Genomic DNA, 23368 nt, shown 5'->3' on the forward strand with positions numbered 1-23368 from the left:
ACTCCCTACCGGTCGATCTCGATCGTGCCGCGTCCACGTGAGATACAGATCATGAGATTACTCGCCCGTTCGTCCTCACTGAGGAAGAGATCGCGATGGTCGACCTCGCCTTTGAGGAGTTTTGTGATGCAAGTGCCGCAGGTCCCGCTTTCACAGGAGCTGGGCGCGTCGACGCCGTGGCTACGCATGACCTCGAGGATCGTCAGGCCGACCGGCACCTCGAATGACGTATCCGATTTGGCGAGGCGAACCGTGAATGGAGTGTCGTCAGCGCTTGGACGCACCAAGTCCGACCCGAAGTCCTCAAAGTGTACGGCGTGAAGGGGCCAGTGACCTGTCATGTCTCGGACTGCGTCCATGAGCGGCCGCGGGCCACAGCAGTAGATGTGGGCCTTTGATGGCTCCTCAAGGACAGGCCATAGGTTGAAAGCATTCGCCGGATCGCCGTTATCGTGGTGAATTGTGATCGCACTATTCGGACCGTCCATTTCGCGTATCTCGTCCAGAAAGGCCGTCATCTCCGCACAGCGGGTCAGATAGTAGAGTTCGAAGGGCTTTCCGGATGAGCCTTTCAAAAACCTGATCATTGCCAGAATGGGAGTAATGCCGATGCCGCCTGCTATGAAGATGTAACGTGGTGCCGACAAGTCCAATTGGAAGAGGTTGTCTGGCGCGCCGACGTCGATCACGTCGCCCGTGTGTACACCGTCAATAAAACTGATCGACCCGCCACGCCCCCCGACCTCGCGCTTGACCGCGATGACATATCGATCGCGCTCTCTTGCATCGTTGCAAATTGAGTAGTTCCTAAAGTTGCCGCTGGGTACACGGACATTGATATGCGCACCCGGGGTGAATTCCGGCAGCTGGCCGCCATCATGGGCGCGCAGCTCGAACAATTGGATCCCATCAGCAATTGGCTCAGTCCGTGTGACCCGTAAACTGTGCCGCTCACGATTGTTTACCGCGTCTTCCAACGGCGATCCTCCCTCGATGGCCCGTCCATATGCATTGTCTAAACCCCGAGATACTTAGAAAGCTAACGAAAACTTACGCCACAGGCACCGGCGAGTTCGCGCGCAACACAGTAGAGTCCGAAGCCAATAAAGGCGCAAAAAGGCGCCGTCAAGAATTTGAGGTCACACATTTTGCGCTTGCTAATGATACTTAGTTACCTTAGCTAAAGCTGGCAAGGATTTCGACGAGTGCGATCCGCCTTCGTGCTTGGTGACTGCGGAGGAGGGGCGACATTAAGTGCTTTGATGCGGCGGCCCTGCAGTTCGGCAATTCAGTGCGGATACGCTGCTCGGAAGAGACGGGTCGCTCTCCAGGACCGGTTTCGACCTGACGGTTAGAACCGTGCGGATTGGCGAGATCAATGTTCCGGGGCGCTGACTTCTGGCCGGCGGTCGGGCACAAGATTTTCTATGCGTAAACCTCCCAAACTGTGGTCGGCGCCTTCACAGGTGCCGACCTTTTTTTGGCTGTTTGGCTCCGCGGCTGCCTTAGGGATTGCAGCACGCAGAGCCATAAGCGACTTCAGGTCGGGCGGGCGCAACCTGGGAGGGGCGGCAAGGCGCGTGGGCGGCCGTGTCCTAACCACGGGTGTTTGTCCCCTGAAGATCCGTTGACAGCTGTTGCTTCCCAACTCATGTTCTGCAAATGCCTAGGGACGGGCAACCTCTTATTGGCCAATCTCGCGCGGTGAAGTTCTGGGTGTCCTACGCAGGGGAGCGGAATTTGAAAGCTTCGGACCAAGAGGTCGAAGATCTCCTGTCCATCTACGGCAGACGCGGGCGATGGAAATCTGAAGACTTCCCTCTGGACGTCAGCGTGGGGTACCAGGTTCGAACGACGCACCGAGCCCTGCAGCGCTACTTGCATACGGTTATCGAACCGCATGGCGTGACGCTGGGCATGTGGTATTTCCTTCGGGTCCTCTGGCACGAGGATGGTGTTACGCAGAGTGATCTGTCGCGCCGGATCGGTACTATGGAGCCGACCACTCTGAATGCGATTTCGTCGATGGAGAGGGAGGGGCTTGTCAGGCGCGTAAGGGACAAGGTGGATCGCCGTCGGCAACTGATTTATCTCACACCCAAGGGGCGCGCTCTGAAAGCGAAGCTGGTGCCATTGGCTGTAGAGGTGGTCCAGGCTGCGACCTCGGGGGTGCCGCCGTGGGAGATCGCAATGCTTCTTCACGTGCTCAAAAAGATCCAGGGAAATGTTGATGCGAAGCTAGAGCAGCTTCAAGCTTCCGACGTCGACGAACACTGACGCCAAATATCGTCGAAGCATTGCCTGCAGAAAGTAGTTTCTGGCGACGTAAAAAGGGTAGTTTCTGAGCAAAAATGGCAGGCCTCCGGCCGAGCAGGCAAGCGAGCTCGAGCAGCGCATGTTGGACGTTGCAGATCGTCTTTCTCGAGCAAGGTTTTGAACGCGCGAGCATCGGCGAAATTGCTCTGAGGGAACGAGTCGGAGAGCCGATTATCTGCCAACTATCAAGCGAAGCCGTGCTGTTTTCCTCTGTTATCGCCGCGAGGTAGCGCGGAGCACGCAGTTCTAGGGCTTTACTTCCCAAGATCGCAGCTTCTCGGCCAAATTGACAAGCCTTGGAATTGAGCTGATCGAGCTGGCGTTGAAGGGAGAAAGAATCGCTCATGCGGTCCGCGATTGCGGAGGTGCAGCGCTTTCCCGTTGTGTCTCGGGACGTGAACGAAATGGCACGCAAGCGTGCCACCGCAAACGTTGCGGAGTTGCTCAGTCAGCTGGCGCGCACCGAGAAAATTGACCAGTCGGGCCCCGGCCGATCGTACGTTTTCGTGGCAATCAGGCAGGCACCTGCGTGAGATGGTCCCACATCCGGTCCAAGATTCGACCATCCCAGGTTGCTCGAGCCGCGGATTCTTCCACCGTCATCACTGCACCCTCGGCCGCGAGTCCGGTTGCTAGGCACGCTAGCTCGATACGGCAGGCATCTTCGAGGTAGTAAGTTAACACCACAGCTTCCTGCAGCGTCGCGCCCGCGGTTACGGTGCCGTTGCCGCGCATCAGAATCGCGCGAGCCTGACCAAGCTCTTCGGAAAGTGCGGCAGCTTGTGCGTCAGAGCGCAGAAGCTGCGGATCATCCCACAGGGGTAGCCGCGGCGCAAAATACGCCCCCATGCCGTGCCGCGGCAGTGGAGTACGGCGCAGGGTTCCGAGCGTCATGGCTTCGCGAGGCATAGCGCGCACAATCCCCCCGACGTCGGGCCGTCGTCGATAAATTTCGCGGTGGACTCGCACCTCTCCAAGCACTCCATCGGGCAACGAGCCGTCGAGCGGTACAACCGCGCAGGGATCGTCCTCGCCAACCAAGCCAAGCGGCTTCGCAGGCGTGACAAGGATATATTTCTCGTCGAGCCGCAGGCTGCAATGGCCGTAAGCATGTACGAATCCGTGGCGAGAAAGCGCCCTTCCTGCAGTACGGACCAGAGCGCACTGCTCCTCAGTAGGAATCGGAGCTGCGCTCATTTATTGAATTCTGCAATGGCGGGCTTAGCGCCCCATTTGCAAAAACCCTTCGGCTCGAATGGAAACTGGCGCTCCCGATAGATTAACTCGTCGGCGATCTCGCGCACGCCGCTCGAATATTCGAACACCATGCCCTCAGGCCCTTCGAAATACAGGAATTTGGCGGACGACGTAGGATGGCGGCCGGGTCCAAAGACCATCTTCACCTGGCGATCTCGCAGAAAATGATACGAGCGCATAATATCGTCGCTACTCTCAACCTGATGATTGATGTGCTGGATGCCAGGTCCGTTGGACGGAAACATCGCGATCGTATGATGCACTTCGTCGATACGGAGGAGCGGTGCGTCACCAATTCGATCGCTCACCCTTGCGTTAGTCACGCTCGTCCAGAATGCTTCGTCGCGCACCAAATCGGAAGAGCATAGTCCGATGTGGCTGAAGCCGGTGATGCCAGCGTCTCGTTGCCCGTGGTAGCGCTTTCCGCTGTGCGCCGGCCGCCAGGCCAATTCGATCCAGTTGCCGGTCGGGTCCTTGAAACTTATAAATTCGTGGACCTTACGGAGGTCCGCTTCTTCATGGGTGCCATGCTGCACGGGGTGCCCCAGCCGCTCGAGCTGAGCGGCGGCGGCATCAAGATCGGCATGCTGCTCGACTTCGAAGCAGACGGCTTGATCGCCAGGATCGCCCTCGAAATAGCACAAGGTATGCTCACGTGCGTCGGATTTGAAGTAGATGGCTCCCTTTGCGCGCTCAGCCACGTCCAGGCCGAGATATTCGGTAGCGAAACGAGCGGCGCCTTCGAGGTCGCGGGTCCCGAGGCGGACATAAGAGACATCAGCGAGTGTGATCACGTTTAGACCTCCATCCGATCGGAAACCGCATCAACGATACTCAGCAACTTCGGTTTCGCTTCCCCATGCGCAGAACGAGCCGCGGGTACGAGGAAACTGCCGAGGTCGCCACTCGCCGCCAATGGCGGTGCCTTCGCATACATAGCTGAACAGAATGCCGTCGGGACCAGCAAAGGTTACGAACAGCTGGTTTGAGAATGGCCGGCGGCCAGGCCCGTCGACGATCCGGACCTGAGCACTACGGAGGAAATACGTGTTCTGCATGAGCAAATCGAGATCTTCGACCTCGAACTCGACTGCAAGAATGCCTCGCCCGCTTGACGGATGCATCGCGATGCGATGGTGAGCCCCTTCGGCAAAGCGAACGTAGGCGGCCTCACCGACCCAATCGCTCACGCGGCCGCCGAGCACGCTCGTCCATACTGATTGATCGGACGCATCCGCAGCGCCCCGCAGCGCAACGCCGCCGAGCCCAGTGATCCCAGCATCGCGCGGGCCATGGTAACGCCAGCCCGAATGCAGTGGGCGGACAACGAGTTCCAGATCATATCCTCCGGGCATCGCGACTCTCAGCAAGTCCCGAGCCTTCCGGCGGCGCGCGCTATCGGCGTCCTGGCGAATTGTCCTTAAGCCGCGACGTTCGAGCAGATCTGCTGCACGGTCGAGGGCAGCCGGATCAAACACCTCGAGGCCGACCGCCTGCTGGCAGCTCGGCTCACCGCCCACATAGACCAATGTGTGATCGCGATAATCCGAGCGGAAATACGCTTCGTGCTCGGTCTTCTCGACCAATTGCAGCCCCAGTACACGCTGGGCGAAATCGATCGAGCCTTCTAGATCGTTGGTCCCGAGCCGTACGTAGCGCAACTGCTCGATCGGGACCGGAGCTGCCTCAGTCATTGGCCAAGATGCTCTCTTTGGAGGGGGCGTTTTGGGCAGGCTCGCGATCAAAACCATCAGCGTAGGACTGCATTGATAAACGACGCCCCGCTATAGCAATGCTGTGCTGGGCAAAGATCACGGCAATTCCTTCATGCGCAAGGCCAACCGACCAAGTCGATCGGGCCTCAAGTTTTTGACTCTGCGTTGCGGGCCAATTCGAGCAGACGAAAGCGGCGCTGTCAAATAATATCGAAAATATTTGGTGAGGCATTCATGGTTGGAAAATTACAAGGCGATTTATACACATTAAACCAAGGAGATGGCGAGGAAAGCTTGGTCAGGCGATCCGTGACAATCGAAAACTGACTTGGAATTTCTAAATTTTAGGATATGGATCGAGCCAGACGGTTTACCGGGACGCGTGATGAAGCAAAGCAACAGGGAAGTGGCCGAGGCAACTGGCGACGTGGGCCGGACCATGGCCGACACAACCTATCGCAGACTGCGCAACGACATTGTCACCGGGCGGCTGGGTGCAGGCAGTAAGCTGAAGCTTGAAGGCTTGGCTGGCATCTACGAGGTCGGTATGTCGCCTTTACGCGAGGCGCTCACCCGGCTTGTCGGTGATCTCCTCGTCGTGTCCGAAGGCCAGCGCGGCTTTTGGGTTGCGCCGCTCTCGCTCGATGAACTCGACGATATTTCGCGGGTTCGGGCGCTGATCGAGACCGAGGCGTTGAATCTCGCGATCCGCAACGGTAACTCCAGCTGGGAGGCTGCAGTCCGGCAGGCATTTGAGGCTCTGACGGAAATCGAGAGCCGATTGCCGCAGACCACTGAACCGCTAGATCCCGAAATGGTCGAGGACTGGGAGCGAGCCAATCGAGCCTTTCATGCGGCGCTGGTTTCGGCGTCGGGGTCGCCGATGCTGACCAGGCTTCGTGAGCAGCTGTACCAGCAATCGGAACGCTACCGGCGCGTTTCGCTGAACGCTTCGCGGCGCTGGCGCAATGTGCATGACGAGCATGCCGCGATCTTCGATGCGACGATGCAGCGAAATGCGCTGAAGGCTGCCCGCATGACCGAGTTGCATATGTCACGTACGGCCGAAGAGGTAAGGCGTGCCATGCAGCAGCTTGCGGCAGATGTCGCGTCTCTCACCGAACGAGAGAACGCTGGTGACGCTTGATCTGAGCGGGTTTCGACTTCTCGCTAGAGAGAGCATCAACCCGGCGCCGGCGCAGGTGTCGTCAACGCCTGTCGCGCAATCGCTCCTCGCAGACAACTCTTCGCGCGCTGGCGCGAAGATGAATCCGCCACGTCCTTGATCGGAGTTCCCATGCCTACCTCCGCCGCGATGCGCAATTCAGGTACTGATGCTACCCTTGCCCATTTCATCGATGGGCGCTTCGTGAGGACGGCGCGGAGAGTTTTCGAGAATGTGTCTCCGATCGACGGCGCCGTGGTCGGTCTAGTGCCAGAGGCGGACTCCGCCGTAGTCGACGACGCCGTGAAAGCCGCGCGGGCCGCGCTGAGGGGTCCTTGGGGCAAGATGAGCGAACAGCAGCGCGCTGCGATCCTCCACAAGGTAGCCAACGGCATAACGCGCCGTTTCGACGATTTCCTGAAGGCCGAGATTCTCGACACCGGCAAGCCCGCAAGTCTCGCTTCCCACATCGATATCCCGCGCGGTGCCGCGAACTTTGACGTATTCGCCAATCAAGTGTTGACGCTCTCGTCCGAGACCTTTCGCATGGCGACACCGGACGGCGCCGGCGCGCTGAACTACGCAATTCGTGTGCCTCGCGGCGTTATTGCCGTGATTTCTCCGTGGAATTTGCCACTGTTGCTAATGACCTGGAAGGTCGCGCCGGCGCTCGCGTGCGGCAACACGGTAGTTGTCAAGCCGTCGGAGGAGACGCCAACGACAGCCATGTTACTAGGCGAGGTCATGAACGAGGCTGGCGTTCCGCCGGGGGTCTACAACGTTGTGCACGGGTTCGGCCCGGACAGCGCAGGCGAATACCTGACCCGCCACCCTGGAATCGATGGCATCACCTTCACGGGCGAGACGACGACGGGTACCGCAATCATGAGTGCCGCCGCGAAGGGCTTGCGGCCAGTTTCGTTTGAGCTCGGTGGCAAGAATGCGGCGGTCGTGTTTGCAGATTGCGATCTCGATAAAGCCGTCGAGGGCACCACGCGCTCCGTCTTCGCAAACTGCGGTCAGGTTTGCCTGGGTACAGAGCGGATTTATGTCGAGCGGCCGCTGTTCGATGCCTTTGTGGGCCGACTTAAGACTGCCGCGGAGAGCTTGCGAATGGGCGATCCGTTTGACAAAGCCACCACGCTAGGGCCGCTGATCAGTCGTGATCATCGCGAAAAGGTGCTGTCCTACTATCGAAAAGCGCAAGAGGAGGGGGCCGAAGTCGTGACAGGCGGCGACATCGCACAGCTTGCCACGCCTTATGACCGCGGCGCATTCATCCGGCCGACAATCTGGACCGGCCTTCCAGAAACCTCCGCCGTCATCCGCGAAGAGATCTTCGGACCATGCTGCCACATCGCCCCGTTCGACGCGGAGGAGGAAGCTGTCTCGCTCGCGAACGACAGCCCATACGGTTTGGCCACATCGATCTGGACCGAAAATCTTACCCGCGCCCATCGTGTGGCAGCACAGATCGACGTCGGCATTACGTGGGTCAATAGCTGGTTTCTGCGCGACCTGCGGACACCGTTCGGCGGATCCAAACAGTCCGGCATTGGCCGCGAAGGCGGTGTTCATTCGATGGAGTTCTATACGGAGCTCCGAAACGTCTGCATCAAGCTTTGACCTGCTCGGCGGCTGAACGCCGTGTCTCATTCCATCATCGGGGAAGAATCGAGGATTTCCATGCTGACTAACCAGGAACGTTCCCGCGCCGCGGATATTCTGCTCGAGGCTGAGCGGACTAAGGTGCAGGCCGTGCAACTGTCGATCCAATTTCCACATATCGAGGTCGCAGACTCTTACGCCATTCAAAGTGAAGTCACTCGTCGCAAGGTGAGCGCCGGCCGCCGTGTGATTGGACACAAGGTTGGGCTGACTTCGAAGGCGATGCAGCAGTCGTCGCAAATCGACGAGCCGGACTATGGCCATCTCGTGGACACGATGCTTGTGCCCGACGGCGCCAAGGTTAATCACGGCGATTATTGCGTGCCGCGTGTCGAGCCAGAGCTCGCGTTCGTGCTCGGCCAGCCATTGAAGGGGCCTGGCATTACGCTACCGGATGTGCTGCGTGCGACCGAATATGTCGTGCCTGCGATCGAGATCATCGACGCTCGAGTGAAGAATCCACGCAAGATCACCGATACAGTGGCCGACAACGGTGCTGCCGCCGGCCTGATCCTCGGAGGTAGGCCGTTCAAGCCGATGGACGTCGACTTGCGGTGGGTTGGCGCCATCTTCTACCGAAACTCCGAGATCGAGGAAACTGGAATCGCTGCGGGCGTACTCGGTCATCCCGCGATGGGCATCGCCTGGCTAGCTAACAAGGTCGGCGAATTCGATACGACGCTCGAACCCGGGCACATTGTACTCTCGGGTTCGTTCACTCGGCCCGTCTGGGCGGCAAAGGGAGATACTTTGCACGCCGACTTCGGCCCTCTCGGCGCAGTCGTCGTTCAGTTCGTGTGAGGTGCAGGATGAACCTGTCGAAGAACGCCTTCAAGGCCGCACTCAGAGCCAAGCAAGTGCAGATTGGTCTGTGGTGCAGCCTGTGCAGCAACATTGGGGCGGAAATTCTCGCCGACAGCGGGTTCGACTGGATATTGATCGATACCGAGCACGCGCCAAACGAGCTGCCATCCGTTCTTTCGCAATTGCAGGTATTCGCGCGCGGCGCCGCAACTTCAATCGTTCGCCCGGCCTGGAACGATTCAGTGCTGGTTAAACGGTTGCTCGACATTGGTGCGCAGACGTTGCTCATTCCCTTCGTGCAGGATGAAGCCGAAGCAGAACGCGCGGTCGCATCGTGTCGGTATCCACCAGAGGGGATACGCGGCATTACTACGGGCAGTCGCGCCGCGCGATTTGGTCGTGTGAACAACTATCTCATGGAGGCCGATCGCGAGATTTGCGTGCTGGTGCAGGTGGAAACGCTAAACGCGATCGATAAGCTGGAAGCGATCGCGGGGACCGACGGCGTCGACGGTGTGTTCATCGGGCCATCCGACCTGAGTGCTTCGATGGGGCATATCGGGAACCCGCAACATCCTAACGTGCAGCAGGTTATTGAAGATGCGGTCAAGCGCGTCACCGCAGCTGGCAAAGCCGCCGGCATTCTCGCGCCGCTGGAGTCCCACGCGCGTCGTTACATCGAACAGGGCTATCAGTTTGTCGCCGTCGGCTCGGATATCGGTCTTCTGGCGAAAGCCGCGGATAGTCTGGCCGACAAAGCCAGAACGTGGTCGTCAGTTTGAGCGATACCTTCAGTTGGAAAAGCCGGACGCCAAGGCGTGTTTCCGGCCGCGCAATCGTCTTGCCAACTGCAGAGCGAGACAATGCCAGTCGCTCGGCTGCGCGGGCAAATCCGCCCGCCTCAGCCGCTTCGACAAATACCGCAACCCCGTCGAGCCTGTCGCGCATTTCCTCAATCTATATTGTATCGAGCTCGACCTCACGGTTGCTTCGCGGCGGCGGCCAATGGCAAGCCAACCGATTGCGCGAACAGAACCTTCTGATCGGAGCGTAGCGCCAGACTCTTGGCCAACATTAGCTTGTCGCAGTTGTGAAACCAGCATGCCAGGCCGTGCGCTGCGGCAAACAGATAGACGTTTCCGGCAATGATGCCTGTGTCGATGAAGTAGTATGATTTCTGAACCTCGGGATCGTGTAGTCCAGGCTCCTGGAAGCCCTTCGTGTGCGTAAGCCGATCCAGATCAGCCACGTAGATCAGTTGAACCGGCGCCTTGTTGTCGATTTTCTGGTGGGGGTTGATCGCAGCCGAGCGCAGGTCGCCGGGAGCCACGGGGTTAAGTCGGTGAGTGACGGCGTCGTAGAAAAAGACGCCGTCTTCGAGCGCGACGTAGAGATCGATTTCCTGCGAATTGCTCGCTGACGCCGCCGTTCGGCCCGGAGCCCCGTCCGGACCGACGGGGCGGTTAACGCCGCAAGCCGCCCACAAAAGGTTCGAAAGTTGGGTTGGCGCGAGTGCGGTCGCAGCGATCTCGCGGACCGTACGGCGCTGCCCGAGCGCCTCGTGCAAGGAGAGGGCGTGAGTTTTGGCGGGCGAGGGTAGTTCTTTCGGAAGAAAGGCGGTGGCCATTGGGTCTTGTCCTTTGCTCAGGTAGAGCGGCGATGGTCACTGGGAGCGGTTCATGCGCTCTAACAATGCCTCTCCCCGCTTGCGCGTGTTGATTGACATGCCGACGAGGACCTCGTCTTGATCCTTCTCAAGTTGAGCAAGTGCTTCCGTTGCGAAGTCTTCTGGGGACATCATCTGCTGACTGCTCGTACCTTCGCTGCGAACCCCGTCGCCTAGGCCCGTGTCTACGATCGGCGGAACCATCTCAACAACGCGTACACGCGTTGCTTTCAATTGGTGGCGCAAACTCAGGGTAAACGAGTGAATGGCCGCCTTGGTGGGCGGTAGACAGGGACGTCTACCATCGGCGCGAATGCCAATCCCGAACTGACACATCGTCGAACTGCGGCAGGCCGTCTTCATCGCGAATTTTCTCGCGCGGCTTTGGGGCGGCGTTTTCCGGAGGGGCGCTCCTTGGCTTGCTGTTTTGACTTCGGCTTGATCAGCTTATGGATTTCGCCGCTTTCGATCTCCGCCTCGATCCGATCGAGATTATCGTAGAGCGAGCAAAGCGTTGCCTTTAGCGCGGTGGCGTCCGTGCGTGAGAGATCTCGGGTCGCTACCTCCTCGCAATGGGCCGCAATTGGGATGAGGCGCTCGTACAGTTCGCGGCCGGATGTCGTCAGTTCGACCTGAAGGCTGCGCTGATCGTTTGCAGGCCGACGCCGAGACACGAGGCCTTCCTTCTCCATATCGGTCAGCAGTCGTGACAGCGTCGAGCGGTCGGCCGAGGTTCGTGCGCTTAGTTCGACGAGTCGCAGCGGTCTCGTTTCCTCGGCAAGGGCTGCCAAAACGCGGTACATCGGCGGGGTCAGTCCTTCCTTCCGGCCGATGCGGACGAACAGGTCACCCATGCGAATCCCTATTCGGGCGAGGAGATGGGGTAGGGAATTCGGCATCTGGCACCTCGAATGTCCAAGAATAGCTTCGAAGGCTAACTAAATTGCCGGACCGAGAGAACCCGTGCAAGCGAAAATTCAGGACAAACGAGGAAGGGAATTAGAATCGCGGCCAGGTCAATAGCACAGGTGGCTAATAAATTTTATGAATTGCACGCACTCTGCTTCTGGCGGCCCTACGAGCAAAGCGTTGCCGGAAGCGCCTCGGACGGCGTCGGCTCGTCTTAATTATTTGCAAATGATATAGTTCTATAAGCAAGTATTGCTTGTTGAAGTGTTTTGCTCTGGCAGAGCCGGAGCGGAGGGTTTGGGGCCTATGGACTCGTTTGTCTATTCGGCTTCGTCAGCGAGAGTGATCTTCGGATCGGGCACCAAAGTGCTCCTAGCTGACGAAGTTCGACGACTGTCTTGCCATCGCGCTTTGGTTCTTTCGACGCCACAGCAGCGGAGAGAGGCAAATGCTGGCTGCCGACCTTGGCGCGCTACCGGTCGGTATCTTCAGAGGCGCCGTGATGCACATGCCGGTTGAGGTTACCGAAACAACTGTCGCCCTTTGCCAAGGAACTCGGCTCGGATTGCGTGCTGGGCGTCGATGGCGGTTCGGTTACGGGTTGCAGCAATCGCATTCATCACAGCTCTGCCTCAGATCGCGCTGCCGACCACGACATATTCCGGCTGGCAAGCAGCTTCGATCCTCGGCGAGACCGCCGCCGGCAAGAAGATGGTCCGCGAATTGGCAGCAAACACGAGGCATCGGCACCATGACGAGCACAACCATTTAGCCGCAATGTCGCCAATTCCAATCCCTGGTGAATCCGTCCAGATAAACTGCCCTGTTTAGAGGAAGCAATCTATGTTTCGCAATTTGCGGATCTCTTTCAAGCTTGGAATTATGGTCAGCCTTGCGATGTTCGGCATCATTGCTGTGGCCTCTATCAGTCTCTCGGCGCTGAAGAACAACCTCCTTGAAGATCGCAAGGTCATGCTCCATGAGCTTGTCCTGCTGGCCAAGCAATCGTTGGAGCAAAACTATCAGGCGGGGCGTAAGGAAGGGCGACCTGAAGCTGAAATCCTCGAACAGAGCAAGGCCCTAGTTCGTTCGTTCCGCTTCGGCGGCGGCAACTACTTCTATGCTTTGGATACGCAAGGTACGGTACGAGCCAGTCCGAATCCCAAGATGGAGGGCGCCAACCTCTTCGATGTGGCCGACTCCGATGGTGTTTATTTCGCCCGCCAGCAGGTCGAAGTCGCGGCCAAAGGTGGCGGGTTCGTGCAGGCCCGCGTTCCGCGTCCCGGCGACACCAAGCCCCTGTTGAAGATTACTTATGCTACGGATTTCCAACCGTTCGCCTGGAGTATCGGGGGTGGAATCTTTCTAGACGACATCGATGCAATCTTCTGGTCGGAAGTCCGTCAAGTCACCACAATTCTCGCGCTCACGCTCGCTGTCGTTGGACTTACGTGCGTCCTCTTGGGGCGCAGCATTGTCGGTCCTATCACCAGTATGACTGCCGCGATGCACAAGATCGCCAGCGGTGATACTGCGGTACCCGTTCCGGCGCGCGACCGTCAAGATGAAGTCGGCGCCATGGCTCAATCCGTACAAGTATTCAAGGATAGCATTGTCGAAGCAGCACGCTTACGTAGCGAGCAGGACGACCTGAAGAGGCAGTCCGAAGCTGAGCGCTCTTCATTGCTTGATGGGATGGCAGATGAATTCGAAAACAGTGTCCGTAGGTCGCTGGATACATTGGCTGAGGCCGCTATCGAGCTACGCTCGACGTCCGATGGTCTGTCGAGCGTCGCCTCAGAAGCAAGCGATCAGGCAGCAACCGTATCTGCAGCGGCTGAACAAGCGTCTTCCAATGTGCATACGGTCGCGGCGGCCACCGAGGAACTATCATTGTCCGTTTCAGAGATCGGCCGCCAAGTCACTCAGTCGGCCCAGGTCGCACAACGGGCGGTAGAGGAGGCCAACCGCACCAACACGACCGTGCAAGGATTGTCAGAGGCGGCCCAAAAGATCGGCGACGTAATCAAACTGATCAGTGATATCGCAAGCCAGACCAATCTGCTCGCCCTGAACGCAACGATCGAGGCTGCTCGAGCTGGAGAGGCAGGGCGCGGCTTCGCCGTGGTCGCAAGCGAAGTCAAATCACTCGCGAACCAGACCGCAAAAGCCACGGAAGATATCTCGTCCCAGGTCGCCGCAATGCAGGGTGCGACGCGGGATGCTGTCCTTGCGATTGAAGGCATTCGCGGTACGATCAGCTGTATCGACGAGATCACCACTGCTATCGCCGCTGCAGTAGAAGAGCAGGATTCCGCAACTAAGGAAATCGCTCGAAACGTCCAGCAAGCGGCGCAAGGGACCAGCGCGGTGTCGAGCAATGTCGGTATCGTCACCCGCACGGCAAGCGAAACCGGCGTGGCTGCGGGGCGCATGTTGGGGTCAGCGGAAGGATTGAACGTCCAGGCGGCGGCGCTGCGACAAAAGGTCGACGGCTTCCTCGCGAGCATTCGTTCGTCGCAGTAACAGCGGACGGTGGGAGCTCGAGCACTTTGTCCATCGGGACGAGACACCGCGAATCGACTTTGTCCGGTTCATGGAACCGGCTGCGACAACGGTCGGTGGCCAGCTCATAGGCAGGCGTGCTGCCGGGATGGCGGCGAATGGCTCGAGACTATCGAGCCAACAAACGTCCGCAACCCGGGTTCTCTTTCGAGTTTCGTATGGGCGGGCGAAACCTTAGTATACTAAGGGTATAATCCTCTTAATGAGGTGGTCGCGCATTTCCAAGCGCGCAACAATAAGGGCAAAGGAGCCTAATTGGCAATTGGTGGGCCCGCGATACCAGCCGCTGCCTGCGACAATTGCCGCATCGGTGCTTGCAATTATAGCTTAGCAAGCTTAGTAATTTGGCTCAGAGACGTGTTTTTGAGGGAGCCGAAACCATGCTGACTGCTGAGGAAAATGAGCTTCTGACGCGTGTGGAGGGGGCTGCTCCGATGGGGGCGCTGATGCGGCGCCACTGGATTCCAGCGTTGCTTTCGGACCAGGTGGCCCGGCCGGACGGCGATCCCGTGCGTCTGCGTCTATTTGGCGAAGATCTGATCGCCTTCCGAGACACTCAGGGCCGTCTAGGGATTATCGGCGAATACTGTGCCCACCGAAAGGTGTCCTTGGCCTTCGGGCGGAACGAGGATTGTGGCCTGCGTTGTCTTTATCACGGGTGGAAATTCGACGTCGAAGGCAACGTGGTGGAGATGCCTTCCGAACCGCGAGAGAGCAATTTAGCCAGCAGGGTCAAGCACAAGGCCTATCCGGCGCGCGAGGCTGGTGGATTTGTGTGGACCTACATGGGACCGAGCAACGACATGCCGGCTCTCGAGGCGCCGCCTTGGGCGCCTACCGATGCTGCAAAGGTCTCGATTGCGCGGTGGGACTTGCCGTGCAATTGGGCTCAGATTACGGAAGGTCAGATCGATTCGGCACACAGCTCGACGCTGCACTCGTCCGACATGCGGCCGGCCAGGGTCGTTACGGCCGAGGCAAAGGACACTCATTGGCTGCGCCCCTCGACCGACAAGCAGCCAAGGATCCAGGTCCAGGTGACGAACTACGGCATGCGTTATGCAGCGCTGCGTCGTCCAATCACGAATGCGCAGACGCTCGACTACGTGCGTATCACCACATTCGTTGCGCCATTCACCTCGCTGATTCCGCCGAACAGCTCCTACAATGTGGCCAGCGTTATTGTTCCAAAAGACGATCTGAATTCGTATTTTCATTTCATCGCCTGGACCGAAGACGATAGTGTGATCGGGCAGGACGCTTGGCGTAAATTCTGTGTTGGTCAGATCGGTATCGACGTGGATGCCGACTTCAAGCCGATCTTGCGTCATGCATCCAACAACTATCTGCAGGATCGCACGGCGATGCGCGGGGAGGGAAATTTCACCGGTTTCCCGGGGATCCCGAACCAGGACATTCCGATGTGGGAATCGATGGGGCGCATTTCGGATCGAACAAGCGAGCGTCTGGGCGCGAGCGATGTCGCCATCATCCAGTTCCGGCGTATCATGCTCGACGCGGTCGCTCGCTTTCAGGCCGGCGCAACGCCGATCGGCCTCGGTGAACCGCACCTGCCTCAAGCCAAGCTCCGATCCTACCAAGGTGTCGTTTCGAAGCAGGAGAACTGGCGGCTGCTCGGCGCGTCGGACGAAGAGCGCGACTACCTGCTCGGCATGGAAGAGAGCGACGAGGATCGCGAGATGGCGGCGGCGGCGATTTGACGCCCCGAACGATCGGCGTTCGCCGGCTGCATAGCCGGCCATGGCACCTCAACCGGATCTCTTCGGGCAAACACCAAACGGGTTTGGAGGAAATTGGATGGCTTGTAAGCCTCGCGCATTCGACGTTCTGATCATTCGCCGTGTGTGCTGGAGGTTGGCATTGGCTGCAACTTCGGCAGCCGCATTGCTCTTGGCCGATTCCACCTTCTTGCCCGTGCGAGCGGCCGAGCCCTTCGACATTCCGGTCGTATTGCCATTAACCGGCTCGGCCGCTTTTTTGGGCTTGGCGGAGCAGAAGGCCCTGGTTCGTGCAGCGGCCGCATTTTCGGAAGATGGTGGGATCGGTGGGCGACCGGTGCGGTTCGTCTTTTTCGATGACCAGTCGAGTGCTCAGACGGCGGTTCAACTCGCGACGCAAATTCTTGCGATAAAGCCCCCCGTTATTCTAGGTTCGGCCGTTGTCGGGATGTGCAATGCGATGGCGCCTCTGATGGCGCGCGGACCTGTCATGTATTGCCTTTCGCCAGGACTGTATCCAAAGCCGGGAAGCTTTGTCTTCAGCTCCAGCAATGCAACAGCCGATTTGCTGGCGGCGCAAATCCGCTTCTTTCGGATAAATGGGCTGAAGCAACTTGCGGTCCTCACCAGCACCGATGCATCGGGCGTGGACGCCGCGCGTCAGGTCAAGACGGTATTAGCGCTGCCGGAAAACGGTGAAATTAGAATCGTCTCTGAAGCAACCTTCCATCCGAGCGAAGTGAGCGTCGGGGCGCAACTTCAGCGTCTAAAGGGCGCCAATCCACAGGCCATCATTGCATGGTCGACCGGAGCCGCAATCGGGACGGTCTTCAAGGGGCTGATCGATACGGGCATTGACATCCCTATCGCGACGACCGACGGCAACATGACATACGCTCAGATGTCACAGTTCAAGGACATCCTGCCGAACACGCTGTACATTCCGTCCCCTGCGTGGCTCGCGAGCGGTCGCGTCGTTCCGCCGGAAGTGACTTCCGCCCAGGCGGCGTTCTTCAAAGCATTCAAGGGCGCCGAGGAGCGGCCCGATGCGGCTTACACCTTCGCTTGGGACCCCGCATTGATCGTCGTTTCGGCCCTGAAGAAGCTGGGTCCCACTGCCACACCCGAAGCGGTTCGCGACTACATCGGCAGTCTCAACGAGTTCGCCGGAGTCAACGGGATCTACGATTTTCAGCGAACCCCGCAGCGAGGGCTGGACGATACGAACGTAGTCGTCACCCGATGGCGCAGCGACGAGGGCGAATGGCAGGTCGTCAGCCAACCCAAAGGCGTTCCATTCAAGCGGTAACAACCTGGATATTCTCGCATTCTTAGTCGCCAGTGGAGCTACCTATTTGAGCGATTTCTTCCAGATTCTGGTCGGCGGTGTGGTGGTTGGGGCGACCTATTCCCTCGTCGCTGTTGGCTTCTCGCTCGTGTATCAAGTCACCGGTGTGATCAATCTGGCGCAGGGTGCAACGTGCGTGCTGGCCGCGCTGCTTGCCTGGTCTCTTCAGACGCATCTGGGTGTCTCGGCCTTAGCCTCTGCGGGATGGTCGATCGTGGCAACGACACTCCTGAGCACGCTGTTGGGAGCATTGACATTCGTCCCTGGCCTCACACGACTATCGAATGCGAACATGTTCATGCTTACGGCGGGTCTGCTGACGCTCGCCGAGGGCCTGTTCCTCTTGATCTGGGGCAGCCAGCCCTACGTCGTTAGCCCCCTCTTCGGAAACAGTCCGATCTCGTTTTGGGCTCTGCTTATCCCGTCCCAGGGCATTCTGATCCTCGGTGCGACCATTCTCGTGATTGTGATGCTCTGGTATCTGTTGACGCGCACATTGACCGGCCAGGCGTTACGCGCCTGTGCGGAAAATGCGATGGCGGCTCGGCTGATGGGCATCAACGTCCGGGAGATGGCTATCGTCAGCTTCGGCCTGGCAAGCGCCATTGGGGCGATCGCAGGTGTTGCTGTAGCGCCTACGACATCCTTGGAGTTTGATACCGGCCGGCTCTTGACCTTCTATGGCTTCATCGCGGTGGCGATCGGCGGCGTCGGGTCGTTTCCCGGGGCCGTCGCAGGTGGATTGCTGTTGGGCATCTTGCAACAACTGACTACCGCTTACGTTTCGTCGCTCTTCAGCAGTGCCATTGCCCTAGCCTGCCTGATTGTTGTGTTGGTTCTGAAGCCAAGCGGTTTGGTTCAGCCGCGCGTTGGACGGCGCTTGGATGTCCGCGATGCTGCCCGCGTCGCCTCAGAATTCAGGAGTCTGGATCCTCATTACGCCCGGATCGGCGGGGCCGCCGCCGTCGTGCTGGTGCTGAGCCTGCCGTTATTCATCACCTCGCCATCAATCCTTTCTGGGCTGGTCATCGCGGGGATTCTGTTCCTCGCGCTCATTGGCCTCGATATCGTGATGGGCTATGCGGGCCAGGTCAATTTGGGACAGGCGGGGTTTATGGCCGTTGGCGGCTACGTCACAGGCTATCTGGTCACACAGTATGATGGGATCGAGCCGCTCGTTGCGATTTTTGCAAGCATTGTCGCCGCCATAGCAATCTCGATCGTCCTCTCACTCGTCACCATGCGACTGCGGGGAATTTATCTAGCCCTCGCGACGTTGTCGTTCGGGCTTTTGGTGGATGCTTTCACGGTGGGGCTTGTCGATTTCACCGGCGGTCCGTCCGGATTGGTCGGCATTCCATCGTTTTCAGTCGGCAGCTACAGCTTCGACACGCCCGATCAGATGTACTACCTCGTCGCAGCGATTGACATCGGCGTAGTCGTACTTCTGTGTGGTGCGATAAACACTGACCTCGGTCGCGCGCTGAAGGCGATCCGCGGCGACCAGATGGCGTCCGAAGCGTTGGGCATCGACATCAAGGCGATGAAACTCCTTGCGCTTGCAATCAGCGCCGCGCTCGCGGCGCTCTCTGGCGGGCTCTACGCGTTCTTCTTCCACTTCTTGTCGCCCGAGATGGTCGGGACTCAGCAATCGCTCACCCTGGTTACCATGCTGGTGCTCGGGGGCGAGGGCACAATCGTGGGGCCGCTATTGGGCAGCATGATCATCACGATGTTGCCGGTCGTTTTCCAGCCACTCGCAATCTACAAAACGTTCGCAAGCGGCCTTCTGCTGGTGTTGTGCTTCCTGTTTCTTCCCCAAGGGCTGTTTGGCCTTCTGGTTCGCACCTTGCCGGTCAAGACCCGCCAACAGCTTGCGGCGAGTTCGCGACAGCTTACAGAGGAGGCGCCGTGATGAGCACGTTATCGCATCGTGGCGAAATCGCGCTCACCGCTCTAGAGATCTCCCGCTCTTTCGGCGGCGTCCAGGCCATTCGAGATGTTTCCTTTGAAGTGGAAGCGGGAACGATCACGGCATTGATCGGTCCTAACGGGGCCGGGAAGACGACCCTGTTCAATCTCATCACCAATATTTTTCCTCCGCATAGCGGCGTGGTTTCCCTATTCGGTGCAAGCCTGGAGGGGTGGTCACCGAACCGCGTCGCGACGGCGGGGCTCATACGTACCTTTCAGTCGGCGCGCGTCTTCCCGGGGATGAGTGCGCTTGAAAATATACTTGTTGGACGGCATCGGCTGGCAAATGCAACGATACCAGGGCAGATGTTTCGCACGCCTTTCGCTCGACGCGAAGAAAAGGCTCTTATTGGAAGTGCGGAGGATTTGCTTGAGGTCATCGGCCTTGCCGATGACCGTGATACCCACGCACCCGACCTTCCGATGGGGTCGCAGAAGCTACTTGACATAGCGCGCGCCCTTATGGCGAGACCGCGTGTGCTTCTGTTGGACGAGCCTGCGGCGGGACTGAACGACAGCGAGACCGCTCAATTGTCCGAGTTGCTGATGGCCATTCGGGAAAGCGAGATCACAGTCGTGATCGTTGAGCACAACATGTCCCTCGTCATGGATGTTGCGGACCAAGTGATTGTTCTCGAGGCAGGAAGGTTGATCGCTCGCGGCACCCCCGCAGACGTTCAGGCTGACGGCCGCGTCATTGCCGCCTATCTCGGCAGCAGCGAGGAGGAATGTCCTGAGAGGGGCTCAGCATGACCATGCTGGAATTGAAAGGCCTGAGTGCCGGCTATGGCACAGATGCGGTCCTCCATGATGTAGACGTTGAGCTCGACAAAGGCGAGATCGTAACCTTGATAGGGGCCAACGGCGCCGGCAAGTCGACGCTGGTCAGCGCAATATCCGGCTTGCTTCGGCCTATTTCCGGCGAGATCTGCTTCGAGGGCCAGAGCATCAGAGAATTGTCGACTCAGCAGAGGTTACGTCTCGGTATATGCCATGTGCCGGAAGGCCGACAGGTTTTCGCGGGCATGAGCGTCGCCGAAAACCTGCGACTGGGAGCATTTCTCAATGGCGGGACCGATTGGCTGATGCAGGCACGGAAGCTGTTTCCGTCCTTTCCGGTGCTTGAACAACAGCTATCCACTATCGCGGGTAACTTCTCGGGCGGGCAGCAACAAATGCTGGCGATCGCACGAGGCCTGATGTCGCAGCCCAAACTTTTGATGCTTGACGAGCCGTCGCTCGGTCTCTCACCGCTGCTTGTCCGCGAGATATTCAGGCTCATTCGCAGTCTTCGGGAGCAGGGACTTACGGTTCTCCTCGTCGAACAGAATGCGCGCCAGGCGCTGCAAGTCGCCGACCGAGGCTACGTGATCGAGAACGGGCGCGTGGTGCTTTCGGGACCTGCCAGCGACTTGATCCGTTCACCCGCCGTCTCGGAGCGCTATCTCGGCGTCGGCCGCCGAAATGCCGATAGAAGTCAAGCAACAGCTCAATTGGCGGGCCGGCTTTCGCGGTGTCTTGCCCAATGATCGCCACCGTCGCTGCGAACACAGATCGGAGAGAAGACATGCCGGCGCTGCCGCTTGAGCGGAGTGTCGGATATCAAATCCGCCGGACGCATCGTTTGGTTCAGCGCGCACTCCAGGTCCGGATCGAACCTCACAGGGTGTCGCTCGGCATGTGGTATTTCTTGCGGGCCCTCTGGGATGAAGATGGTCTTACCCAGCGTGAGCTCTCCACGCGCGTTGGTACGATGGAGCCAACGACGATGGCGGCAATCATGCTCACGCAAGATGAATGTCTATCTGACAGTGCGAGGCCGCGCGCTGGAGCGGGAGTTATTGCCGGCAGGCATCACGGTCGTGGAAGTCGCAACGCGATCACTAACGTCACGCGAGCTGGAGATGCTCCTCGGGCTTCCGGGGACTTCCAGAGAAATTGAGCGACGATTTGGAAATGCTCAGCCAACTCGACGATCACCAGGATTTGGGAGACGCACTATGATGATTCGTATCGAGCCGGTGCTTGACGAGCAGAACAAACGCTACTTTCTCGAGATCTACTATCCGGCAGATGCGTCTCGCGCCTTCATTACGACGTTTCCCCGTTATGGCAGCGCGGCAGCAGCGGAGCAGGACGTGCTCGCGATATTAGCCGCAAGTGCCAGCACGGCCGGAACGCAAGCGCGGTGAACGTGGCCTCCAGAGCAGGCCGCAGGATTCCGATAACAGGAGTAAGAAGTGACGACAAAGCTTAGACTTTCGATCGCGACAGGAAATTACGATCGCACGCGGCCCATGGTTGACGGCGACGTGGGAATTGACGGCGTGGATCCCGTTTTCATGCTGCTTTCGCCGGAGGAGATGTTCTTCCGCTCGTTCCGCGACAAGGCGTTCGACGTCAGCGAGCTGTCGCTCAGCAGTTTTGCCGTCAGGACGGCGGCCGGCAACAATCCCTATATCGGAGTGCCGGTATTCCCGTCGCGAGCGTTTCGCCACACCGCGATTTGCATCCGAACTGATCGGGGAATCGAGCATCCTCAGGACTTGCGGGGTCGGCGAATCGGTACGCCCGAGTATCAACTCACGGCTTGCGTGTGGGCCCGAGCGATCCTCCAGGAAGACTATGGCGTCGCTCCTTCCGACGTGACTTGGGTGCGCGGCGGTCTAGAGCAGCTTGGGCGACCTGAGAAAATCGCGGTACAGCTTCCGTCGACCATCAAGATCGAGCAGGCTCCCGCGGACAAGACGCTTGCCCAAATGCTGAGGGATGGCGACATTGACGCAATTATCGCCCCCCGCGCCCCATCCCCGTTCGAGCAGCAAAATCCGAACGTAGGATGGTTGTGGTCCGATCCTCAGAAGGTCGCGAGCGACTATTATAAGCGGACGAAGATTTTCCCGATCATGCATCTGATTGGTGTCCGCAAGGAGCTGGTCGAGGATCACCCGTGGTTGCCCGTCGCGATCTTCAAGGCGTTCTCAATGGCTAAAGATCGCGCGCTGGAACTCCTCGTCGACACATCCGCGACAAAGGTCACATTGCCCTTCGTCGACGAATTGCTTCGTTCCGCGCGCCAGTTGATGGGAGAGGATTTCTGGGCCTACGGCGTCGAAGCCAACCGGCATGTCCTCGATCGGTTTCTGGCGTTCCACCATGAGCAGGGTCTCTCGTCGCGTCGGCTGGCGGTGGACGAACTTTTTCATTCATCGACGCAGGCGACGTTCAAAATCTGACTTGCAGATAAAGCTTGAGGACGTCTGGTTTTGCTTGTCGTTTGGACAGCAAGTCTTTTGACGGAGGAACTCAGGAAAGCTGCGGCATCGGCTGTGCATCCCGGCGTGGTCTATGAAGGTCGTCTTCGGCGAACCTGTACGGGTCAACGCCAGCGGGATCCAGTGATGTTGGTCGGTACCTTGACCGGCATGTGAGGAAACGCCGAACTTTCAGCCGCACATGATTTTTTTGCCTGCAACAAACACATTCCGAGACAGGGTGAGGACTTTGCCAACGGCAAGATCGCGAGCAGCACTGGCGAAGGAACTCGAGGAGGCGTTGCGTCGGTCGTCGGCGTACAGCACGCTATTCAGCCAAGCTGTTGCGACTGCAGCCGGTATTTCCGGCTCGGATCTCGAATGCCTGAACTTGCTTCATTTTGAGGGGAGGGTGCCGGCTGGCCGGCTTGCCGAGGTCACGGGGCTGACCACGGGAGGGATTACCGGAGTGCTAAATCGCCTCGAGAAGGCCGGCTATGTGCGCAGGGAACGAGACAAGGCGGACCGGCGGAAGGTGCATATCGCCATTATTCCCGAGACTACCTCCAAAATTGGACGCTTCTGCGAGCCAATGCGCCAGGCGATGCACAAACTCTGGGGCGGCTATTCGGAAGCCGAACTCCGCTTCCTGCTGCGCTTTGCTAATGAAGGGTACAAGGCCGTCATCGAAGCGACTCAGACACTGAAGGGAACGATCAGCACGGCGCCAGAAGAGTTCACTAGCCTGAGGTCCGCACGGCGGTTCAGGGTTGACTAAATTGCAGGCCAGCACTTGCCGCTCGCGTCGCTTCACCGACCCCGCGGCACCAATACCTGCGGCGAACGCACGTGGGGCGGACATTTCGGCGCACTGTTGCGGGCCTAGATCCACAACTGATGCGGCGCAGGGGCTAATGAGCACACAAGCTCGTGCTCCCGAAGCCTCCAATCGAAGCCTTGCCTCGACTGAGGTGGCGGTGTGCCCCTT

Annotated in this window: 21 protein-coding genes and 1 pseudogene; 14 read left to right on the forward strand and 8 right to left on the reverse strand. The window is 58.8% G+C overall.

What is annotated here, in order from left to right:
• Positions 1–5 precede the first annotated feature (5 nt).
• Complete coding sequence (locus tag YUA_RS0121805) at positions 6–977, reverse strand: PDR/VanB family oxidoreductase (RefSeq protein ID WP_027532627.1); 972 nt, start codon at positions 975–977, stop codon at positions 6–8.
• A 763-nt stretch (positions 978–1740) separates the two neighbouring features.
• Between YUA_RS0121805 and YUA_RS0121810 the strand changes: the two genes are divergently transcribed.
• The gene (locus tag YUA_RS0121810; RefSeq protein WP_198029476.1) at positions 1741–2277 is read left to right on the forward strand and encodes a MarR family winged helix-turn-helix transcriptional regulator; all 537 of its coding nucleotides are present in this window, start codon (positions 1741–1743) and stop codon (positions 2275–2277) included.
• 552 nt (positions 2278–2829) lie between these two features.
• On the opposite strand, the gene YUA_RS0121820 is transcribed toward YUA_RS0121810, so the two are convergent.
• Genes YUA_RS0121820 through YUA_RS0121830 form a run of 3 tightly spaced genes read right to left on the reverse strand, consistent with a single transcriptional unit; the run spans position 2830 to position 5267 of the window.
• Positions 2830–3513 carry a class II aldolase/adducin family protein gene (locus YUA_RS0121820; RefSeq protein ID WP_051383300.1) on the reverse strand — a complete coding sequence of 228 codons (684 nt, stop codon included), beginning with the start codon at positions 3511–3513 and terminating at the stop codon, positions 2830–2832.
• On the reverse strand, positions 3510–4367 hold the full coding sequence (locus YUA_RS0121825) for a VOC family protein (RefSeq protein WP_027532631.1): 858 nt from the start codon (positions 4365–4367) through the stop codon (positions 3510–3512). The genes YUA_RS0121820 and YUA_RS0121825 overlap by 4 nt, the downstream gene beginning before the upstream one ends.
• A gap of 30 nt (positions 4368–4397) precedes the next feature.
• Positions 4398–5267, reverse strand: a complete 870-nt coding sequence (locus YUA_RS0121830) for a VOC family protein (RefSeq protein ID WP_027532632.1) — start codon at positions 5265–5267, stop codon at positions 4398–4400.
• Between the two features lie 406 nt (positions 5268–5673).
• Here YUA_RS0121830 and YUA_RS44585 point away from each other — a divergent pair, with 406 nt between their 5' ends.
• The 4 genes from YUA_RS44585 to YUA_RS0121850 all read left to right on the forward strand — a co-directional run bounded on the left by YUA_RS44585 (position 5674) and on the right by YUA_RS0121850 (position 9707).
• Positions 5674–6435, forward strand: coding sequence for a GntR family transcriptional regulator (locus YUA_RS44585; protein ID WP_051383301.1), 762 nt, complete (start codon positions 5674–5676; stop codon positions 6433–6435).
• Between the two features lie 150 nt (positions 6436–6585).
• Entirely contained in the window at positions 6586–8079 is a 1494-nt protein-coding gene (locus YUA_RS0121840) for a 2-hydroxymuconic semialdehyde dehydrogenase (protein ID WP_245285219.1), read from the forward strand.
• A 60-nt stretch (positions 8080–8139) separates the two neighbouring features.
• Entirely contained in the window at positions 8140–8922 is a 783-nt protein-coding gene (gene hpaH, locus YUA_RS0121845) for a 2-oxo-hept-4-ene-1,7-dioate hydratase (RefSeq protein WP_027532634.1), read from the forward strand.
• Positions 8923–8930: 8 nt separating this feature from the next.
• Positions 8931–9707: an aldolase/citrate lyase family protein gene (locus tag YUA_RS0121850; protein ID WP_027532635.1), complete on the forward strand. Its 777-nt coding sequence runs from the start codon at positions 8931–8933 to the stop codon at positions 9705–9707.
• A gap of 16 nt (positions 9708–9723) precedes the next feature.
• Here the strand turns inward: YUA_RS0121850 and YUA_RS48505 are convergent.
• The 4 genes and pseudogenes from YUA_RS48505 to YUA_RS44600 form a co-directional block, all read right to left on the reverse strand.
• Positions 9724–9873: pseudogene (locus YUA_RS48505) on the reverse strand (LysR family transcriptional regulator); the annotation flags it as partial.
• A 31-nt stretch (positions 9874–9904) separates the two neighbouring features.
• Complete coding sequence (locus YUA_RS44590; RefSeq protein WP_035971366.1) at positions 9905–10552, reverse strand: SagB/ThcOx family dehydrogenase; 648 nt, start codon at positions 10550–10552, stop codon at positions 9905–9907.
• A gap of 36 nt (positions 10553–10588) precedes the next feature.
• Positions 10589–10954, reverse strand: a complete 366-nt coding sequence (locus tag YUA_RS44595; RefSeq protein ID WP_245285220.1) for an SDR family NAD(P)-dependent oxidoreductase — start codon at positions 10952–10954, stop codon at positions 10589–10591.
• Complete coding sequence (locus YUA_RS44600; protein ID WP_051383302.1) at positions 10951–11445, reverse strand: MarR family winged helix-turn-helix transcriptional regulator; 495 nt, start codon at positions 11443–11445, stop codon at positions 10951–10953. The genes YUA_RS44595 and YUA_RS44600 overlap by 4 nt, the downstream gene beginning before the upstream one ends.
• 898 nt (positions 11446–12343) lie before the next feature.
• Here YUA_RS44600 and YUA_RS0121875 point away from each other — a divergent pair.
• The 9 genes from YUA_RS0121875 to YUA_RS0121915 all read left to right on the forward strand — a co-directional run bounded on the left by YUA_RS0121875 (position 12344) and on the right by YUA_RS0121915 (position 23158).
• Positions 12344–14026 (forward strand): methyl-accepting chemotaxis protein, encoded by a 1683-nt coding sequence (locus YUA_RS0121875; RefSeq protein WP_027532637.1) that lies wholly within the window; start codon positions 12344–12346, stop codon positions 14024–14026.
• Between the two features lie 419 nt (positions 14027–14445).
• Complete coding sequence (locus YUA_RS0121880; RefSeq protein WP_027532638.1) at positions 14446–15786, forward strand: Rieske 2Fe-2S domain-containing protein; 1341 nt, start codon at positions 14446–14448, stop codon at positions 15784–15786.
• 160 nt (positions 15787–15946) lie between these two features.
• A complete protein-coding gene (locus YUA_RS0121885; protein WP_198029477.1) occupies positions 15947–17113 on the forward strand; it encodes an ABC transporter substrate-binding protein in 1167 nt (388 codons plus the stop codon).
• A 46-nt stretch (positions 17114–17159) separates the two neighbouring features.
• The gene (locus YUA_RS0121890) at positions 17160–19067 is read left to right on the forward strand and encodes an ABC transporter permease (RefSeq protein ID WP_027532640.1); all 1908 of its coding nucleotides are present in this window, start codon (positions 17160–17162) and stop codon (positions 19065–19067) included.
• A complete protein-coding gene (locus YUA_RS0121895) occupies positions 19067–19879 on the forward strand; it encodes an ABC transporter ATP-binding protein (protein WP_027532641.1) in 813 nt (270 codons plus the stop codon). The genes YUA_RS0121890 and YUA_RS0121895 overlap by 1 nt, the downstream gene beginning before the upstream one ends.
• Complete coding sequence (locus YUA_RS44605; protein WP_063627805.1) at positions 19876–20655, forward strand: ABC transporter ATP-binding protein; 780 nt, start codon at positions 19876–19878, stop codon at positions 20653–20655. The genes YUA_RS0121895 and YUA_RS44605 overlap by 4 nt, the downstream gene beginning before the upstream one ends.
• Positions 20656–21126: 471 nt before the next feature.
• On the forward strand, positions 21127–21318 hold the full coding sequence (locus YUA_RS46980) for a hypothetical protein (RefSeq protein ID WP_051383305.1): 192 nt from the start codon (positions 21127–21129) through the stop codon (positions 21316–21318).
• Positions 21319–21366: 48 nt separating this feature from the next.
• Positions 21367–22362: an ABC transporter substrate-binding protein gene (locus tag YUA_RS0121910; protein ID WP_027532642.1), complete on the forward strand. Its 996-nt coding sequence runs from the start codon at positions 21367–21369 to the stop codon at positions 22360–22362.
• A 220-nt stretch (positions 22363–22582) separates the two neighbouring features.
• A complete protein-coding gene (locus YUA_RS0121915) occupies positions 22583–23158 on the forward strand; it encodes a MarR family winged helix-turn-helix transcriptional regulator (RefSeq protein ID WP_084292764.1) in 576 nt (191 codons plus the stop codon).
• The last annotated feature ends 210 nt before the right edge of the window (positions 23159–23368 follow it).

Source organism: Bradyrhizobium sp. WSM3983, from assembly GCF_000473045.1.
Lineage (GTDB): Bacteria > Pseudomonadota > Alphaproteobacteria > Rhizobiales > Xanthobacteraceae > Bradyrhizobium.

What these genes read in the sequence shown, in the direction of transcription:
- YUA_RS0121820 (WP_051383300.1), bottom strand. Translation starts at nt 3,513, where the DNA reads ATGAGCGCAGCTCCGATTCCTACTGAGGAGCAGTGCGCTCTGGTCCGT.
- YUA_RS0121830 (WP_027532632.1), bottom strand. Translation starts at nt 5,267, where the DNA reads ATGACTGAGGCAGCTCCGGTCCCGATCGAGCAGTTGCGCTACGTACGG.
- YUA_RS44585 (WP_051383301.1), top strand. Translation starts at nt 5,674, where the DNA reads ATGAAGCAAAGCAACAGGGAAGTGGCCGAGGCAACTGGCGACGTGGGC.
- YUA_RS0121840 (WP_245285219.1), top strand. Translation starts at nt 6,586, where the DNA reads ATGCCTACCTCCGCCGCGATGCGCAATTCAGGTACTGATGCTACCCTT.
- hpaH (WP_027532634.1), top strand. Translation starts at nt 8,140, where the DNA reads ATGCTGACTAACCAGGAACGTTCCCGCGCCGCGGATATTCTGCTCGAG.
- YUA_RS0121850 (WP_027532635.1), top strand. Translation starts at nt 8,931, where the DNA reads ATGAACCTGTCGAAGAACGCCTTCAAGGCCGCACTCAGAGCCAAGCAA.
- YUA_RS44590 (WP_035971366.1), bottom strand. Translation starts at nt 10,552, where the DNA reads ATGGCCACCGCCTTTCTTCCGAAAGAACTACCCTCGCCCGCCAAAACT.
- YUA_RS44595 (WP_245285220.1), bottom strand. Translation starts at nt 10,954, where the DNA reads ATGAAGACGGCCTGCCGCAGTTCGACGATGTGTCAGTTCGGGATTGGC.
- YUA_RS44600 (WP_051383302.1), bottom strand. Translation starts at nt 11,445, where the DNA reads ATGGGTGACCTGTTCGTCCGCATCGGCCGGAAGGAAGGACTGACCCCG.
- YUA_RS0121875 (WP_027532637.1), top strand. Translation starts at nt 12,344, where the DNA reads ATGTTTCGCAATTTGCGGATCTCTTTCAAGCTTGGAATTATGGTCAGC.
- YUA_RS0121880 (WP_027532638.1), top strand. Translation starts at nt 14,446, where the DNA reads ATGCTGACTGCTGAGGAAAATGAGCTTCTGACGCGTGTGGAGGGGGCT.
- YUA_RS0121895 (WP_027532641.1), top strand. Translation starts at nt 19,067, where the DNA reads ATGAGCACGTTATCGCATCGTGGCGAAATCGCGCTCACCGCTCTAGAG.
- YUA_RS44605 (WP_063627805.1), top strand. Translation starts at nt 19,876, where the DNA reads ATGACCATGCTGGAATTGAAAGGCCTGAGTGCCGGCTATGGCACAGAT.
- YUA_RS46980 (WP_051383305.1), top strand. Translation starts at nt 21,127, where the DNA reads ATGATGATTCGTATCGAGCCGGTGCTTGACGAGCAGAACAAACGCTAC.
- YUA_RS0121915 (WP_084292764.1), top strand. Translation starts at nt 22,583, where the DNA reads ATGATTTTTTTGCCTGCAACAAACACATTCCGAGACAGGGTGAGGACT.